At 33.0% G+C, this 16,521-nt stretch carries 25 protein-coding genes; 20 read left to right on the top strand and 5 right to left on the bottom strand.

Annotation, left to right across the window (positions count from 1 at the left end; all coding sequences use genetic code 11):
* The first annotated feature begins 153 nt into the window (after positions 1-153).
* From HV819_RS06540 to HV819_RS06520, 5 genes are all read left to right on the top strand, one after another.
* Complete coding sequence (locus HV819_RS06540; RefSeq protein WP_176269785.1) at positions 154-402, top strand: sterile alpha motif-like domain-containing protein; 249 nt, start codon at positions 154-156, stop codon at positions 400-402.
* Complete coding sequence (locus tag HV819_RS06535) at positions 369-659, top strand: VRR-NUC domain-containing protein (RefSeq protein WP_176269784.1); 291 nt, start codon at positions 369-371, stop codon at positions 657-659. Before HV819_RS06540 ends, HV819_RS06535 begins: the two co-directional genes overlap by 34 nt.
* Positions 649-1,134, top strand: coding sequence for an HNH endonuclease (locus HV819_RS06530; RefSeq protein WP_176269783.1), 486 nt, complete (start codon positions 649-651; stop codon positions 1,132-1,134). Before HV819_RS06535 ends, HV819_RS06530 begins: the two co-directional genes overlap by 11 nt.
* On the top strand, positions 1,124-2,470 hold the full coding sequence (locus tag HV819_RS06525; RefSeq protein ID WP_176269782.1) for a DEAD/DEAH box helicase: 1,347 nt from the start codon (positions 1,124-1,126) through the stop codon (positions 2,468-2,470). Before HV819_RS06530 ends, HV819_RS06525 begins: the two co-directional genes overlap by 11 nt.
* A 93-nt stretch (positions 2,471-2,563) precedes the next feature.
* Positions 2,564-2,965, top strand: a complete 402-nt coding sequence (locus HV819_RS06520; protein ID WP_176269781.1) for a DUF1492 domain-containing protein — start codon at positions 2,564-2,566, stop codon at positions 2,963-2,965.
* Positions 2,966-3,041: 76 nt separating this feature from the next.
* Here the strand turns inward: HV819_RS06520 and HV819_RS06515 are convergent, their stop codons facing one another.
* Together HV819_RS06515 and HV819_RS06510 are read right to left on the bottom strand one after the other, a co-directional pair.
* On the bottom strand, positions 3,042-3,308 hold the full coding sequence (locus HV819_RS06515) for a type II toxin-antitoxin system RelE/ParE family toxin (RefSeq protein WP_176269780.1): 267 nt from the start codon (positions 3,306-3,308) through the stop codon (positions 3,042-3,044).
* Positions 3,308-3,565 carry an AbrB/MazE/SpoVT family DNA-binding domain-containing protein gene (locus HV819_RS06510; protein WP_176269779.1) on the bottom strand — a complete coding sequence of 86 codons (258 nt, stop codon included), beginning with the start codon at positions 3,563-3,565 and terminating at the stop codon, positions 3,308-3,310. The genes HV819_RS06515 and HV819_RS06510 overlap by 1 nt, the downstream gene beginning before the upstream one ends.
* A gap of 189 nt (positions 3,566-3,754) precedes the next feature.
* On the opposite strand from HV819_RS06510, the gene HV819_RS06505 reads away from it, so the two are divergent.
* Positions 3,755-4,111, top strand: a complete 357-nt coding sequence (locus HV819_RS06505) for an HNH endonuclease (RefSeq protein WP_176269778.1) — start codon at positions 3,755-3,757, stop codon at positions 4,109-4,111.
* Between the two features lie 96 nt (positions 4,112-4,207).
* Here the strand turns inward: HV819_RS06505 and HV819_RS06500 are convergent, their stop codons facing one another.
* Positions 4,208-5,089: an Abi family protein gene (locus HV819_RS06500; RefSeq protein ID WP_176269777.1), complete on the bottom strand. Its 882-nt coding sequence runs from the start codon at positions 5,087-5,089 to the stop codon at positions 4,208-4,210.
* Positions 5,090-5,351: 262 nt separating this feature from the next.
* On the opposite strand from HV819_RS06500, the gene HV819_RS06495 reads away from it, so the two are divergent.
* Entirely contained in the window at positions 5,352-5,822 is a 471-nt protein-coding gene (locus HV819_RS06495) for a P27 family phage terminase small subunit (protein ID WP_216629221.1), read from the top strand.
* Between the two features lie 171 nt (positions 5,823-5,993).
* Here the strand turns inward: HV819_RS06495 and HV819_RS06485 are convergent, their stop codons facing one another.
* Positions 5,994-6,836 (bottom strand): IS3 family transposase, encoded by an 843-nt coding sequence (locus HV819_RS06485; protein WP_235942770.1) that lies wholly within the window; start codon positions 6,834-6,836, stop codon positions 5,994-5,996.
* A gap of 14 nt (positions 6,837-6,850) precedes the next feature.
* Complete coding sequence (locus HV819_RS11445) at positions 6,851-7,132, bottom strand: transposase (protein WP_216629220.1); 282 nt, start codon at positions 7,130-7,132, stop codon at positions 6,851-6,853.
* Positions 7,133-7,149: 17 nt separating this feature from the next.
* Between HV819_RS11445 and HV819_RS06480 the strand changes: the two genes are divergently transcribed.
* The 13 genes from HV819_RS06480 to HV819_RS06425 all read left to right on the top strand — a co-directional run bounded on the left by HV819_RS06480 (position 7,150) and on the right by HV819_RS06425 (position 16,251).
* Positions 7,150-7,893, top strand: coding sequence for an S-adenosylmethionine synthetase (locus tag HV819_RS06480; protein ID WP_235942769.1), 744 nt, complete (start codon positions 7,150-7,152; stop codon positions 7,891-7,893).
* Positions 7,893-8,303, top strand: coding sequence for an HNH endonuclease (locus tag HV819_RS06475; protein WP_216629219.1), 411 nt, complete (start codon positions 7,893-7,895; stop codon positions 8,301-8,303). Before HV819_RS06480 ends, HV819_RS06475 begins: the two co-directional genes overlap by 1 nt.
* 68 nt (positions 8,304-8,371) lie before the next feature.
* Positions 8,372-8,509 (top strand): hypothetical protein, encoded by a 138-nt coding sequence (locus HV819_RS11440; protein WP_216629218.1) that lies wholly within the window; start codon positions 8,372-8,374, stop codon positions 8,507-8,509.
* Positions 8,506-9,759, top strand: coding sequence for a site-specific DNA-methyltransferase (locus HV819_RS06470; protein WP_176269776.1), 1,254 nt, complete (start codon positions 8,506-8,508; stop codon positions 9,757-9,759). The genes HV819_RS11440 and HV819_RS06470 overlap by 4 nt, the downstream gene beginning before the upstream one ends.
* Positions 9,749-11,191, top strand: a complete 1,443-nt coding sequence (dcm, locus tag HV819_RS06465) for a DNA (cytosine-5-)-methyltransferase (protein ID WP_176269775.1) — start codon at positions 9,749-9,751, stop codon at positions 11,189-11,191. Before HV819_RS06470 ends, dcm begins: the two co-directional genes overlap by 11 nt.
* 43 nt (positions 11,192-11,234) lie before the next feature.
* Positions 11,235-11,459 carry a DUF4314 domain-containing protein gene (locus HV819_RS06460; RefSeq protein WP_176269774.1) on the top strand — a complete coding sequence of 75 codons (225 nt, stop codon included), beginning with the start codon at positions 11,235-11,237 and terminating at the stop codon, positions 11,457-11,459.
* Positions 11,460-11,548: 89 nt separating this feature from the next.
* Positions 11,549-11,800 carry a hypothetical protein gene (locus HV819_RS06455; protein ID WP_176269773.1) on the top strand — a complete coding sequence of 84 codons (252 nt, stop codon included), beginning with the start codon at positions 11,549-11,551 and terminating at the stop codon, positions 11,798-11,800.
* 14 nt (positions 11,801-11,814) lie between these two features.
* Positions 11,815-12,120 carry a hypothetical protein gene (locus tag HV819_RS06450; RefSeq protein WP_176269772.1) on the top strand — a complete coding sequence of 102 codons (306 nt, stop codon included), beginning with the start codon at positions 11,815-11,817 and terminating at the stop codon, positions 12,118-12,120.
* Positions 12,121-12,220: 100 nt separating this feature from the next.
* Positions 12,221-12,400 (top strand): hypothetical protein, encoded by a 180-nt coding sequence (locus tag HV819_RS11605; protein WP_235942768.1) that lies wholly within the window; start codon positions 12,221-12,223, stop codon positions 12,398-12,400.
* Between the two features lie 106 nt (positions 12,401-12,506).
* Positions 12,507-12,701, top strand: coding sequence for a hypothetical protein (locus HV819_RS06440; protein ID WP_176269771.1), 195 nt, complete (start codon positions 12,507-12,509; stop codon positions 12,699-12,701).
* 173 nt (positions 12,702-12,874) lie between these two features.
* On the top strand, positions 12,875-15,505 hold the full coding sequence (locus HV819_RS11795) for a terminase TerL endonuclease subunit (protein ID WP_176269770.1): 2,631 nt from the start codon (positions 12,875-12,877) through the stop codon (positions 15,503-15,505).
* Positions 15,506-15,604: 99 nt separating this feature from the next.
* Positions 15,605-15,805 carry a helix-turn-helix transcriptional regulator gene (locus HV819_RS06430; protein WP_176269769.1) on the top strand — a complete coding sequence of 67 codons (201 nt, stop codon included), beginning with the start codon at positions 15,605-15,607 and terminating at the stop codon, positions 15,803-15,805.
* Positions 15,805-16,251, top strand: coding sequence for a hypothetical protein (locus tag HV819_RS06425; RefSeq protein ID WP_176269768.1), 447 nt, complete (start codon positions 15,805-15,807; stop codon positions 16,249-16,251). Before HV819_RS06430 ends, HV819_RS06425 begins: the two co-directional genes overlap by 1 nt.
* Positions 16,252-16,521: the final 270 nt, after the last annotated feature.

The raw sequence follows: 16,521 nt of genomic DNA, 5'->3' as shown, positions 1-16,521 counted from the left end.
TACACTTAACTCAACACTGAAATGGCTTAATATAAGCGTTTTGTATGGTGTGAATAGTTATAGCCTACTTTCTTTTATATATTATTTTTATTCTCTCGTGTAAAAGGTTTATATAAAGCTACACTATACAACACTTTAGAAAATGGAGGATTTATGAATTTCTATAATTACATGATGAAAAATCATTTAAATGAAAAGTCTCCAAGAGGAGATTTAGCAAGAGACATTAATGAAGATAGGGACTTTCCTAAAAATAAAACAGGGAAATTTAAGGGCTGGAAAAGACTGATTAAAAATTATTTAGAAAGCCATGGTGCTTGTTATGATTGTATGATGGCTTTTGAAAAAGCATGGAAGGAGTATGAAAATTGCGAGAGAAAGAGATTGAATCTGCCCTTGTAAAAAGAGTAAAAGAGAATAGTGGACTATGTCTTAAATTTACATCTCCTTCAATGACGGGAATACCAGATAGAATAATACTTCTCCCTAAAGGAAAGATTGGATTTGTTGAAACAAAAAGACCTGGAGGAGAATCAAGACCAATCCAGAAAAAAAGAATTAGGCAATTTAAAAATTTAGGTTTTAAGGTTTATGTTCTTGATTCAAAAGAAAATATTGATGAAATAATAAAGAGGATTGGAGGTTATAATGCTAGTTAGTTTAAAGTGTGATTGGTGTGGAAAAGAAATAACAAAAGAAAAATGTCGTATAACAAGACATAATTTTTGTTCTCGTGAATGTCTGGCAGATTTCAGTAATAAAACTAAAAATCCAGAAGGATACAAATTACTAAAAGATTACACTAATATAAGCAAAAATTTGAGTGAAATAAACAAAAAACTTAATCCTACTAGAATGACAAAAGATGTAAGAGAAAAATTAAGAAAGAGTAGATTAGGAACAGGAAAAGGAAAATCTTATAAAAAACTACATGGAATACACGAGCATAGAATAATAGCTGAAGAAATATTAGGTCAGCCTTTAAAAGAAGGAGAAGTTGTTCATCATGTAGATGGGAATAAAAGAAATAATGCTAAATACAATTTAATGGTCTTACCTTCAAATTCAGTTCATATAAAATTACATCAAAAATTAAAACGATTTTGGGAAAGTAGCGTATTTGATGGAATTTAAAGCACATGAATATCAAAAATATGCTACTGATTTTATAATACAAAACCCAATATCAGCTATTTTTTTATCCATGGGTCTCGGCAAGACAATTATAAGCTTATCAGCTATAAAAGACTTACTTTTTGATTCTTTTGAAATCTCTAAAGTCTTGATCATAGCCCCACTAAGAGTCGCTAGAGATACTTGGAAGGATGAAATAGAAAAATGGAGCCATTTAGATATTCTTAAATATTCAGTGGTATTTGGAAGTGAAAAAGAAAGACTCAAAGCACTAAATGAAAAATCAGATATTTATTTAATTAATAGAGAAAATGTAGATTGGTTAATTAATAAAAGTGGTTTTCCATTTGACTACGACATGATTGTAATTGATGAATTATCATCCTTTAAATCTCATAGGTCAAAGAGGTTTAAAGCATTGATGAAAGTAAGACCAAAGGTAAAAAGAATAGTTGGACTTACTGGAACGCCATCATCTAACGGACTGATGGATTTATGGGCTGAGTTTAGACTACTTGATATGGGAGAAAGACTTGGAAGATTCATTGGGCAATACAGAGAAATCTACTTCAAACCAGATAAGAGAAATGGACCAATCATTTATTCTTACAAACCACTGCCTTTTGCTGAAGATGCAATCTATGAAAAGATATCAGATATAACAGTTTCTATGAAAGCTGAAGATTACCTAAAAATGCCAGAGAAAATAAATAATGAGGTATTTGTAAATCTATCAAGTCAAGAAAGAGATATTTATGAAACTCTAAAAAAAGACTTAGTTGTGAGTATTAAGGATAAGGACATCGATGCAGTAAATGCTGCAGCCCTTTCTAACAAGCTACTTCAAATGGCATCGGGTTCTGTTTATGATGAAGATAAAAATATGATTCATATCCATGATAGAAAACTGGATGCCCTAGAGGATTTAATTGAAGGAGCAAATGGAAAACCTGTTTTAATAGCCTATTGGTACAAGTCAGATTTGAAAAGAATAAAAGATAAGTTTGATGTGAGAGAACTTAAAACAAGTAAGGACTTTAAAGAATGGAATCAAGGTAATATCCCAGTAGCCATTATCCATCCAGCATCTGCTGGTCATGGTCTTAATCTTCAAGCCGGAGGTTCGACACTGATTTGGTTTTCTCTTACTTGGTCACTGGAACTATATGAACAGACAAATGCCAGACTTTATAGGCAGGGTCAGAAAGAAACAGTTGTGATTCATCATATATTAGCAAAAGATACAATAGACGAAGATGTGATGAAAGCATTAGAAAATAAGAATAAAACACAAGCTGCACTTATTGATGCAGTAAAAGCAAATCTGGAGAGTTAATGTCATAGAATGTCACTATCTAAATTTGCTAAGATAAATACAAGAGTAGAAGTTATATAGATAACTTACCTCAAAAATTACAGGAGGTAAGAAATGAATGCAAAAGAATATTTAAAGCAAGCCTTTTATTTAGATAAGAGGATAAACTCAAAATTAGAACAGGTAGAAAACTTAAATGCATTAGCTACAAAAGCTACATCAACCTTATCAGATATGCCAAAGAATCCCAACAGAGGCACATCAAGGCTTGAAGATACTATTGTTAAGATTATAGATCTTCAAGAAGAGATTAATAGGGATATAGATAGACTAGTGGATTTAAAGAAAGAAATTGTAAGAACAATAAAAAAGATTGAAGACAAAGAACTTCAAGTAGTATTAGAAAAAAGATATCTTTGTTTTGAATCTTGGGAAAAGATAGCAGTGGAGATGAATTACTCAATCCAACATATCTTTAGACTTCATAGTAAGGCTTTAAAAAATATAGAAGTATAAAAAAATCGGGTGACGCATAAATGCATCACCCGCAAAACTTTCGTTTTCAATTCGTAAATTAATTATAGTACGATTATTAAAATTTGTCTAGGATATCATGGTGTCCAATGTCTAAAAGGAATATCAGCTCATTATTTTCATAGAGCCAAATAATGCGAATATCCATATTGATAGAAGACTCCCATATTCCATCTGTACCTTGTATTTTCTTAGTTCTTAAAGATGGATGAGTAGGATTTTCTACGAAAAAGTTAAGTTTCTTTTTCGTTTGTTTCTTTTCAGTATCAGATAGTTTCTTGTAATGTTTTTTAAAGGCTTTCGAATAAGTAATTTTATAGGACATTACTTATCTAATTCTTCAAAGAGAGAATCAATAGAATCAAAGACAGGTTGATCACCTTTTTTAATAGATTCTTTGATTTCCTTAACTTCAGCTTTTAAATTTTTAATGACATGTTCCGGATAGATTGCAACTGGAACAAGTACAATTTTTCCATTGTCTTCAGTTACTTCAAATTGGTCACCTTGATTTAATTTCATAGAATTTACGATGTCTTTTGGGATAGTGACTTGTGATTTAGCTTTTAGTTCAACTAACATAACAAACCTCCTTAGTTAGAATTTCATACTTTCTAACTAAATTATAATTTTTTCTAAGGAAAAAGTCAAGTGGAGAGTAAAGTTGATAGAATGAGAGTAAGTAGTTGTAGTATAGTTATAATAGCAAAAGAATAATAAAAATGAGCCTTGGAGAATTTATCTTCAGGGCTATTTTATTGGAGTGATTAAATGCCAAGAAAACCTAAGAAACCATGTTCACATCCAGGTTGTCCCAAACTAGTAGATGGACGATTCTGTAAAGAGCATGAAAAAGAATACAACAGAAATTATGAAAAATATAAAAGGGATCCCAAGACTCATAAGCGTTATGGTAAAGCGTGGCAAATAATTCGTAAAAGATATATTAGTGAGCATCCACTTTGTGAGAAATGCCTTGAAGAAAATAGAATAACAAAAGCAGAACACGTGCATCATATTAAACCTTTATCTCTTGGGGGAACAAATGATGAAGAAAATCTTATGAGTGTTTGTAAATCTTGTCACTCAAAAATTCATGCAGAGATGGGAGATAGGTTTGGTAGGTAATTCTTCGAGGGGAGGGGGAGTCAACTTCTCCACGGCGAAGTGGTGTACCAACGGTGCCGCCCTCTCACGCACAAAAAGACGGGTTCAAAGGGGGTATTAAAGAGCATCTTCCCAATTATTAGGAAAACCCATAAAACTAAAGTTAAAGTAACCTTGGTATTTATTGAAAGTATTTTTTAAGTCTTTTAAAAGAGACTTCCATTGGTCATTTGAATTTAGAATTCTTTTTATGATTAAAAGAATAGGAAATATTTTATTTTGTTTGCCTTTATATTGCTCATTCTCAGAATAAAGACGCGGATTTTCCTTTAAAGGCATATTATAAAGTCGAGTGTAATGGGCACAAATATTTCTAACTTCAACAAGACATAAAATCCAATTTTTCAAATATTTAGGATCTGTGTTGTAATAATTAGAAATTTCTTTTTGATCTTCATCTTTAAGAATACTGAATAAAGAAGATAAATTTCCAAAAGACATCAGTTCAACAGATACCCATATTGGGAATTTTCCATCATATTTTCTTAAATGGTGTTTAACAAAAGGTTTATTTCTTTGCCTGTTAATTTCTTTATTTAGGTTTTCATTGATGATGGAATATATGGTTTGACCTTTTTTATTCGTTTTATAAATAAAATTATCTTCGTGCATAAGGACATCAGAACCATACTTAATAGACAAGTGGTAAGCAATTTGAGTTCTAAGTTCTATTTCAATTTGCTCAATAGTTCTCATAAGGTTATTTTTAAATTGACTATCAAAGCAATAAAGATTAAAAAGATGTTCAATAGTTATATCATCCTTGTAATGTTCTATATTATTGAATTTTTTAAAACCAATACCATAACCTGAAAGTCTGTAATAATTTACTTTTTTCAAAACTTCTTTTGCAAACGCATCGTCATATATTGAAAGGTTATGCTCATTTTTTAGTTTTGTAATTTGGTCATCATAATTCAAAGCCGGCTTTAATTCCATAAAATTACTCCTTAATACAAAAAAGCCCTCTCCGTGGTCCGCATGTAGAAAATCTACATTAAGCGTGGAGAGGTTCTGTTAGTTAAATTATAGCATAGAAAAGATAGAAGTCAATAGCACACATTAAAGTAAAAATATAAATTTTTTAGGAGGTAATACTATCGCAAAAGATGGAACATATAGGGGTGGACGAAGAGTAAAAGCAGGTGGAAAACCACAGCCTGCCATTGAAAAAATACAAAAGGGAAAAGAAGTAGAAGTCATGCTAAATAATATTCCAGAATTTAGTCCACATGAACTTGATGCAGTTGATCTTCCAGAAGGAGCAGTCCTTGATGGAGTAGATATGCCAGCACCTAGTGATTATTTATCAGCAAAACAAAAAAATGGAATCCCACTAGGAGCAGATGATATTTACAAAGAGACTTGGAGTTGGTTAAAACAGAGAAACTGTGAAAACTTAATAAATCCAAGATTACTGGAATCATATTCACAAGCTTTTGCTCGTTTTATTCAATGTGAAGAAGCAATAAGTCAATTTGGGCTATTAGGAAAACATCCAACAACAGGTGGAGTTATTGCATCTCCATTTGTACAGATGTCTAGTCAATTTCAGAAGACAGCAAACCTATTATGGTATGAGATATATGACATAGTGAAAGAAAATTGCACTGAGATCTATGAGGACTATGGAGAGGATATGATGGAAAAATTACTTCGTAGTAGAAGATAAGGAGATATGAATGTTTGAAAAAGTAAACCCATCACACGTTGATAAAATGTCGGATTGCATTGCTGGAGCAATAGTAGATTTGGCATATAAAAATAAAGAGAATCCTAAAATTTGCAACATAGTCAAGTAAATGGACACACTTTTTAAATATATTTTTATGAAAAGACAGAATTATTCCTGTCTTTCCATGTAAAACTGTTCTATTTCATCAGGAGTGTAATCTCCCAGTGAAGAGTGAGGACGTTTCGAGTTGTAGCGATTGATGTATTCAAAGCAGCATAGACGTAATTCATTCTGATTGCGGAAAGATTTACGGTTAATACATTCTCGTTTCATATGGCGAAAGAAGCTTTCGCAGCATGCATTGTCATATGGGTAGCCTTTTTGGGAGAAGGACTGAACAACATTACGCTTTTCTAATGCTTGTCTAAAAGTATAGGCAGTGTATTCAGAACCACGATCTGAATGAAAGAGCACATATTCAGGTTCACCTCTATCAAAATAAGCCTTTTTAAAAGCTTTCATAGTTAAATCTACATTGTGGCGATTAGAGATACTCCAGCCGATGATTTTCCTTGAAAATAAATCCATCACAACACAAAGGTAATGGAAAGAGCCATTTACTTTGATATAAGTAAAATCACTTGCCCAAACAGAGTTTGGAGAAGAAGGATTGAACTGTTGATTCAGATGATTGAAGCAGTTACCGTTTTCCTTATGAGAATGCTTCCATTTGGGTTTCTCTGTGGACCGCTTTGGAAGATTCATTGTATTCATCAATCGATACACTCTACCGAGGCTGATGTTAATTCCATAATCACGTTCTAAAACACGACGAATTTTGTAAGCACCTAGAGAATTATCATAGTCAGAATAAATTTGTAATATGTGCTTACGAATGACTTGATTTTCACAGGTGCGAGGAGCAGGTTTCGAATAAAAATGCTTGTAATAAGTGCTACGATTAACATTTAGAACTCGACAAAGAGTTTTAATAGTGTATTGGTGTTGCAACTTGTAAACAGCATCTAATCGTTGTTTGAGTGTGGAGTGAATATGGCAATCGCTTTTTTTAATATTTGATTTTCCTCCTCAAGTTGAGCCATACGCTTTTGAAGTTCTTTGACTTGTTTGGCTGTAAGAACTTCTCCGCTTTCTGTTTCGACGGTTGAATATTGTTTAATCCATTTTGTGAGTGCTGATTGTGATACACCATATTCTTTGATAAGTGAAGCTTGTGTTTTACCGTTGTGGTAAAGTTCCACGAGGGTTCGTTTAAAATCCTCGTCATAGTGATTTCTTGTGGACATAAAAATACCTCCTTGTGGTGTCTAAGTTAATAGTATATCTATTTTTTAAATGTGTCCACTTTTATAAGTATAATGCAATTGCAGTTGAAGTTTTACTAGGCCACGGAGATTGCCATGTAATTATAGAAACGGATTGTAAGTTAAATAAAGAAGAAATTGAAGACGCTATTAAGAGAATAGCTGGAAATGTAGATTCAAATATTAGAATTGTAAATCAAGACATCCACCTATCTAATAATCAAGAAGGGAAAATTAGGTGTGGAGATAATGGAATCTTTAAAGGAGTGCCTACATCAGAAGAAGAAAAGAAACTCAGTGCCATCGCTAGAGAAATATATGGTTCTTATCCTTATGATGGCAAGTATATTCTTGATGGAGAAAAACTTATCATCTGCCAATCCAATATAGATAATGAAATTCTTAAAGCAATCTATCCAAAGGCAATAATTAATCCTTTAGGTTATTGGACAGGAGGTCCTGATGTGGACACAGGAGCAACCAATAGAAAGCTAGGCTCAGATATGGGCAGGGCTGTAACTGGAGGAGGTCTTCATGGAAAAGACCTATCCAAAACAGATGTATCTGTTAATATTTATGCCCACTTAAAAGCACAAAAGGAAAATAGAGAGATAGAGTTCTCCTGTGCAATTGGTGATGAAACTGTAGATGGCAGACCTTATTCAGATATAGTTGAGATAGCTAGAGAATATATTAATTCTATCGGTGGTTTTGAAGAATTTGCAAAGTGGGGTCTAATTTAATGTCAAAAACTATAGTAGGTTTTTCTCATTCTAAAGAGATGATTAAATGGATAGATTCAGAATTGAATTCTATAGGAATATATAACTATAGATTTTGCAAAGAAAATATCTGTTATATTTGCGATGAATTCGGTAATTTTTATTCTGTCTGTCATAGGCAGAAAACGAAATCAGGAAATAACTATGAAAATTATAGAATTAGAAAACTTAAAGGAAGTATTGATAGAGATGGATATGTAACTTATAGAATCCGAGAAAAGGGTATTAAAAAGCATTTGAAAGCCCATAGAATGATGCTAAATGCATGGATTGGAACTAATCCGTTAAAATCTGTAAACCATATAGACGGGAATAAATTAAATAATAGTCTAGATAATCTAGAGTGGACTACAACCTTAGAAAATAATTAAACTCTGGCCTTAAAAGTGGTAAATTACAAAGGCGTTGTGGTCGATACAGAATTAACACTGCTGATTGGATGACTATATATATTTTAAATAAACACTGTGGATATTCTAAAACTAAATTAGCAGAGATAAATGATTGTAGTAGACCTGTTATAGCAGGTATTATAAATCGATTAGATAAGGTGATGAAAGGAGTGATGCTTGAATGAAAGAAGGACTTTTACAATATGAATTAAAAAATGTCGATGACCTTATTCCTTATGTCAATAATGCAAGAACGCATACTGATGAACAGATAAATAAAGTTGCTGCATCAATAAAAGAATTTGGATTTTTAAACCCGATCCTAATTTCAGATGACAATGTAATCACAGCAGGTCATTGCAGACTTCTTGCAGCTAAGAAACTAGGACTTAAAAAAGTACCTTGCATATTAGAAAATCATCTTACAGATGCACAAAGAAAAGCATATGTACTTGCCGATAATAAACTAAGTCTTGATGCTGGATGGGATGAAGAATTATTAAAAATAGAAATAGAATCCTTAGAAGAATATGGATTTAATGTAGAGCTGACAGGTTTTTCAGAAGAAGAACTAGGTCAGCTTTTTGATTTAGGAAATGAGACTGAAGATGATGATTTCGATGTTGAGGGAGAATTAGAAAAACCTACTTTTTCTAAAATGGGAGATATCTGGACACTAGGAAGACATAAAGTTATCTGTGGAGATTCTACTTTATGGGATACTTTTGAAAAGTTACTTGGAGATACTAAGGTCAATCTAGTGTGTACAGATGCACCATATTTTGTTGAGTTGAAAAACAAGTCAGGGACAATTAAAAACGACAACTTAAATGATAAAGAGGCCTATGAATTCTTAATGAAAGTATTCACTAACTTCAAAGATGCAATGGCTATAGATGCATCAATCTATGAATTCTATGCAACGATGAAGGCAAGAGTTTTCTATGATGCCTTTGAAGATGCAGGATTTAAAGTTGGTGCAGGTCTTATTTGGAAGAAACCAAGAGCACCTTTTATGAGGACAGATTGGAAATTTAATATGGAGCCTATCATATTTGGTTGGAGAAAAGATGGGAAGCACAACTGGTATGGAGATCAAAAGCAGACAGCAGTTTTTGAATTTGACAGCATTAAAGATTCAGAAAAAGAAGGCTGTGGTCATCCATCATCAAAGCCAGTCCCACTTATTGCATATTTAATAAAACAATCTACTCAAACTAACGGATTAGTCCTTGATGGATTTCTTGGAAGTGCATCAACACTTATTGCTTGTGAACAACTTAATAGAACTTGTTACGGTATAGAAATAGAGCCTAAATTTGTTGATGTAGCTGTTAAAAGATATTTGAATTTAGTTGGCAGCGATGAAGAAATAAGGCTTCTAAGAGATGGTAAGGAATATAAGTATTCAGAGTTAGTTAAAGATGAATCCTAATCTTACACTCGGTTCTCTATTTGATGGAAGCGGAGGTTTTCCACTTGCTGCTATTAAGGTTGGAATTAAACCAATATGGGCATCTGAAGTCGAGCCCTTCCCTATAAGAGTTACACAGAAGAACATACCTTATGTTAAACATTTTGGTGATATAAAAGATGTCGCTGGAAGAGAAATACCACCAGTAGATATCATCTCCTTTGGTAGCCCTTGCCAAGATTTATCTATTGCAGGTAAAAGACAAGGCCTTAGAGGCTTTAAATCAAATCTATTCTATGAGGCAATACGAGTTATAAAAGAAATGAGGTGTAAAACAGGTGGTAAATACCCAAGATACATCCTTTGGGAGAATGTACCAGGAGCCTTTTCCTCTAATAAGGGAGAAGATTTCAGATGCGTCCTTGAAGAAATTACAAGAATTAAAAATCCCAGAATATCAATACCTAAACCTAACAAGTGGAAATATGCTGGAGAAATCATGGGAGATGAATTTTCCCTTGCTTGGAGAGTCCTTGATGCTAAATACTTTGGAGTACCCCAAAGACGTAGAAGAATCTTTCTTGTCGCAGATTTTGGAGGAAGAAGTGCCAGAGAAATATTATTTGACTCCAAAAGCCTGCCAAGGGATTTTACAAAGAGCAAAGAGGAAAGGAAAAGAAATCCCAAAACCACTGAAGGATGCACTAGAAAAACAATCTGCTTAAATGACCAGGGCGGAGAGAGGATGGACTATTACTTAGAAGAATCTGGAACTCTAAGAGCAAAGGCTGGAAATCCTCCACTTGTTTACGAAAATCATGGACAAGATGCAAGATACAAAGGTCCACTTGATGAAAGCCCAACCCTTGCATCAAATCTTGGTCAAGGTGGAAACAATCAACCTTTCGTAGTGTATGATATTCGTCAGACTTCAGAAAATACTAAAAGCGAAAGACATAATATCTATAAATGTGATGTTTCAAGAACTATAGATACCAGTGGGAATACTCCAACAAGGAATCAAGGTGGACTAGCTGTAGTAGAGGATGTCTACTCAATGAGTAAAAACTCTCACTTTACAAAATCTGATAAAAACATCTCATCTCCCCTAGTAGCAACGGACTATAAAGAACCTCCACTTGTTAATCAAAAACTTGTAAGAAGACTTACGCCAAAAGAATGTGGGAGATTACAAGGTTTTCCTGATTATTGGTGTGAAGGCTTAGGAATAGAAAATCCAACTGAAGATGACCTGAAATTTTGGAGACAAGTTTTTGACAAAGATGCTGAAATAAAAGGACTAAAAAAGAAGAAAACAGATAAGCAAATAATAAAATGGCTTAAAAAGCCTCATACTGATTCTGCAGAATACAAGATGTGGGGAAATGGAATTGCCCTACCCTGTGCAATATATATTTTTAAAAGATTGGTAAATATAGCCAATAAGACTTGATATATAAATACTTCTGAGCAATGTATGTATGTGAGGTGATGAGATGATTTCAAGGGAAATGATTAAAACTTTAAGAGAAATATATCCAGTAGGCACAAGAGTAAAACTAATCCAAATGGAAGATGAACAAGCTCCTCCAAGAGGAACTTTAGGTACTGTTATAGGCGTTGATGATATTGGTTCAATTATAGTCGAATGGGATAATGGTTCAAGTTTAAATGTAATCTTTAAAGTAGACAGAGTGAAAGTAATCTCTAAAAAACATTGAAAAATAGCGGATATTCATGCGTTAATAACTTGACTAACCCTCTCTTATACGGGAATATGTGTATAAGAAAAAGAGAGGAGAAAGTAAAAATGACAAACCAAGAATTAAAAAGACAAACATTTTTAGAAGCGACAAAGAGATTAGAAGAAAAGAGAGAAAAACTATACAAAGAAGAGCCTGAAAGAAAACTTTATGATGAAGGCAAAATAGGCTGGAACGAATACATGGAAATGTATAAAAAGAGAAAAGAAGTGGAAAGAGAAAAGTATAAAGACAACCAATTTTACCAAGATTACGATGACGGCTTAATAACCTACGATGAATTCTTGGCCCTTTCTTAAATAAGGAGAAAAAGATGACATACAGATACATGAAAACAAAAGATGATGTAAAGGAGTTAATCGACTCTTCAGCAATTACAATGCTTGGACTTTTTGAAGGAGAAAATGGAGACCTAGCTTTCAAAGATTATCTAAAGGATTACATTGAAGATGACACAATTTACATCACAATGGGAAAAACAATCAATGCACTTTACGAAACTAACCTACCAGAAGACTTAAGGATAGTAAGTTTAAAATATAATAAGCTTGGTAGACTTCCAATGATAAGGCTTGAGATTGGAGCAAAATGGTTTGACGATTTTATAGATAATCTTTAAAAAAAGATTGAAAAATAGCCGATTTATAGGCATAAAAGACTTGACTAAAACTCTCTTATACGGGAATATGTATATAACAAAAGCAAAGGAGAGTAAAACCATGAAAAAAGACCTTTTAGAAAGATTAGAAACAGAAGTTAAAGCTTGCAAAAGATACGTTGAAAACTCAATAAAAAAATCAAAAGAAGGTAAGATTGGAGCAGCCGTTAACCTTTTAGACATAGCAGGAACAGCAAAGAAATGTGCAGACCAAGTTCATGAAGAACTTTGGGAAGAATAAAAAGGAAACTTAACAGAAGAAGAATTCAAACTTTTTGCAGAATCAGAAACACTAGATAGAGAACTTAAGAAAGCTTACAAAGAAATAAAGAAAGCGAGAAAATAAAATGACTACATTTGAAAGAGACTATAAGGACGCAAAAGAAGGCAATGGAGTGGAAGTACTTAAGAGAAGAAAACAGGAAATAAATGATTTAGAGGAAAAACTTAGAGAAACAAGGAATAATTTTAGAGCGCAATGTATATGGCAAGAGTTAGTAAAATTGAAAGCAGAGTATAATAAAATAGACGACTTATTTTAACAAAATTGACAAGGAGCTAAGGCCCTATTTGTCGTAGTAGACCTGGAGGGTCTTTTTTTTATGACCTAACCCGACGAACTTTAGTTAGTCGTAGGTAGGTCAGATGCCTGTTTGTTTCAAATCTATGATTTGTCAAAAACAGGCTATGCCCATTTTTACAGGAAGGAGGTTCAATGAAAAAATTAAAAAATTATAAGCCTACAAAGTTCATGCTTGATTCGTCACACTATGATAAAAACAAGGCTGACTATGCAGTTACTTTTATCGAATGTCTAAAACACACAAAGGGCAGATGGGCAGGTAAGCCTTTTAAATTGATTGACTGGCAAGAAGAAATTATAAGAGATTTATTTGGAATTGTCAAAGAAACAGGGTACAGGCAATTTAACACGGCATATATTGAAATACCTAAAAAACAAGGAAAACAGCTAGACCTAAATACTTTAATTCCTACACCAAATGGTTTTACCACTATGGGGAAAATAAGAGTAGGTGATGTAATATTTGATGAAAAAGGCAATCAATGTAATGTTGTAGCAAAAAGTAAAGTAGATTATAAAGAACAGGCGTATAAAATTAAATTTAAAGATGGCGAAGAAATTATAGCTGGTGCAAGACATGAATGGGTAGGGCAAATCACAAGAGGAAAGAGAAAAGATGTTACCATTACAACAGAAGAATTATTTAATATGCCTAGAGAAAATGAATCTTGTCTTAGATTTAGAATAAAAGTAGCTGAAAAAATAAAAACAGAATATACAGATTTAGAAATAGATCCTTACCTAATGGGATATTGGTTAGGAAATGGAAATGCAGTAAAACCAGAACTAACTATTCAAACTTGTGATGTGGTAGAAGTTTTAAACAAAGTCTGGCCAAATCATAAAATAGGAAATAGGTGGCAAAACAATGGAGATTCTAAAGTAGTAAGGATTCCTGAATTAAGAAAAATCCTACTTAAATCTTTTCATGATAAAGTTATACCAATGATATATTTGAGGGCATCCGTGGAACAAAGACTGGAACTATTGCAGGGTCTTATGGATTCAGATGGCTCTATATCCACTATAAAAGGACAAGCTATCTATACTTCTACTGAAAAAGCACTCTCTGAAAGTGTTAGTGAACTTTTATGGTCGTTAGGAATAAAAAATGCAATTACTAAAGCTCCATCAACTATAAGAAATGATATGGATAAACCTAGCGATGAATGCGGTAGAAGAAAGACAGGAGAAACATTATATTATGTAAAATTTACTGCATTTGATGATTTGAGAATAGCAAGCCTTAAAAGAAAACAAAAAAATGCTGTAAAAAGAAATCCAAGAACTAGAAGTCATTACAGATATATAGAAAGCATAGAAAAAGTAAAAAATAAAGGGATGCAGTGCATTCAAGTAGATAGTCCGTCACACCAGTATTTGGTGGGGCGTTCTTTTTTACCAACACATAATAGTGAACTTGCAGCAGCAGTAGCCTTACTTCTAACCTGTGGAGATGGAGAAGAAAGAGCAGAAGTCTATGGATGTGCAGCAGATAGACAGCAAGCAACTATTGTCTTTGATGTAGCAGCAGATATGGTTAGAATGTCTCCTGCCCTTTCTAAAAGAGTAAAGATTCTAGCATCTCAAAAGAGAATGATATATAAGCCTACTAATTCTTTCTATCAAGTTTTATCTGCAGAGGCTTATTCTAAACACGGATTTAATATTCATGGTGTAGTCTTTGATGAACTTCACACCCAGCCTAATAGAAAGCTATTTGATGTAATGACCAAGGGTTCAGGAGATGCAAGGACTCAGCCTTTATACTTCTTAATAACAACAGCAGGTACAGATACAAAATCAATCTGCTATGAAACACATCAAAAGGCAGTAGATATCCTTGAAGGAAGAAAAACTGATTCAACTTTTTACCCTGTAATTTACGGAGCAGATAGGGAAGATGATTGGACAGATGAAAAAGTATGGTATAAGGCGAATCCATCTTTAGGAATTACAGTTCCAATAGAAAAGGTAAGACAAGCCTTCAACTCTGCAAAACAAAATCCTGCAGAGGAAAATTCCTTTAGACAATTAAGACTAAACCAATGGGTAAAGCAAGCAATTAGGTGGATGCCTATGGACAAGTGGGATGCTTGCAACTTCAAAGTAAATGAAGAAGAATTAAAAGGAAGAGTTTGCTATGGTGGTCTTGACCTTTCTTCTACAACAGATATAACAGCTTTTGTCTTAGTCTTTCCTCCACTTGATGAAGATGATAAATTTCAAATCCTACCCTACTTTTGGTTGCCAGAAGATAATCTAGACTTAAGAGTAAAAAGGGATCATGTCAATTATGACTTATGGCAAAAACAAGGCTATCTTCAAACCACTGAAGGTAATGTAGTCCACTATGGCTTTATAGAAAAATTTATCGAATACTTAGGTGAGATATATAACATCCGAGAAATTGCCTTTGATAGATGGGGAGCAGTCCAGATGGTTCAAAACTTAGAAGGTATGGGATTTACTGTAGTTCCATTTGGACAAGGTTTTAAAGATATGTCTCCTCCTACAAAAGAACTCATGAAACTAACCCTTGAAAGAAAAATCGCTCATGGAGGTCATCCTGTTTTAAGGTGGATGATGGATAATATATTTATTCGAACAGACCCGGCAGGAAACATAAAAGCAGATAAGGAAAAGTCTACAGAAAAGATAGATGGTGTAATTGCAACCATCATGGCCCTTGATAGGGCGATAAGATGTGGCAATGATACAAGTGAATCTGTTTATGATGATAGGGGATTGATTGTTTTTTAAATTTACGTTATTTATGCAAAGCTAACTTGATAATAAATGCAAAGCAAACTATACTTATAGTGGAAAGTAAATTATGTATTATATAAAGAAGGTGGTTAATTGAAGACAAGGATTCCTGAATTAAGAAAAGAAAAGAAATTATCCCAAGCTGAACTTGCTGATATTGTTGGAGTTACAAGGCAAACTATTACATCTATAGAAACTGAAAAATACATAGCGTCTTTGCCATTAGCTTATAAGATAGCTAAATATTTTAACCTAAAGATAGAAGATGTATTTGAACTAGAGGAGGATGAATAATGAATTTAGAAAATTATCATGAAGTATTGAAAAAAAGGGAAAGATTATATAAATCTTATATAAGTTTTGCACTGATATTTTGGGGAATAGGTAATTTTTTATTAAAGGATCAGGCTAGGCTCAATGATTCAGCATTAGGATTTATTGATGGATTAACATTAGGAATAGAAATAATTTGTGTTTTCTGGGTGTTTAGAATTAGGAAAGCTTTAAAGGACGATAAATTATTAAGAGAATTGTACATTGATGAACATGATGAAAGGAAAAATTTTATAAAACTAAAATCAGGTTCTAATTTAATATGGAAAATAGCACTTGGAATTTTTGTAGTTTCTATTTTAGCTAGTTATTTTAATATGGTTGTTTTTTATACACTTGTAATAACTGGAATTTTTCTAATATTAGTGAGTTTGTCACTCAAACTTTATTGGAGAAAGATGGTATAAAATTTTAAATAAAGTCATATGAAGGAGGTGGTAATATAAATATTTTAAATTTAATATTCAAATCGAGAGACAAACCTAAAGACGGGGAGAGGATATCTTCATCGTCTTTTTTATTTGGGAGAACACCAGCAGGAAGGAATGTCAACGAATTTACTGCCATGCAAATGACAGCAGTTTATTCATGCGTGAGAGTTCTTGCTGAAACCTTGGCAGGACTTCCTCTTCATTTATATAAAAGAGGAAATTCAAACTCTAAGGAAAAAGCAAAAG

The organism is Anaerococcus faecalis (genome assembly GCF_013371425.1).
GTDB lineage: Bacteria > Bacillota > Clostridia > Tissierellales > Peptoniphilaceae > Anaerococcus > Anaerococcus porci.
Note: the sequence above shows the minus strand (reverse complement) of the source record. Positions and strands in the feature narration are given on the sequence as shown.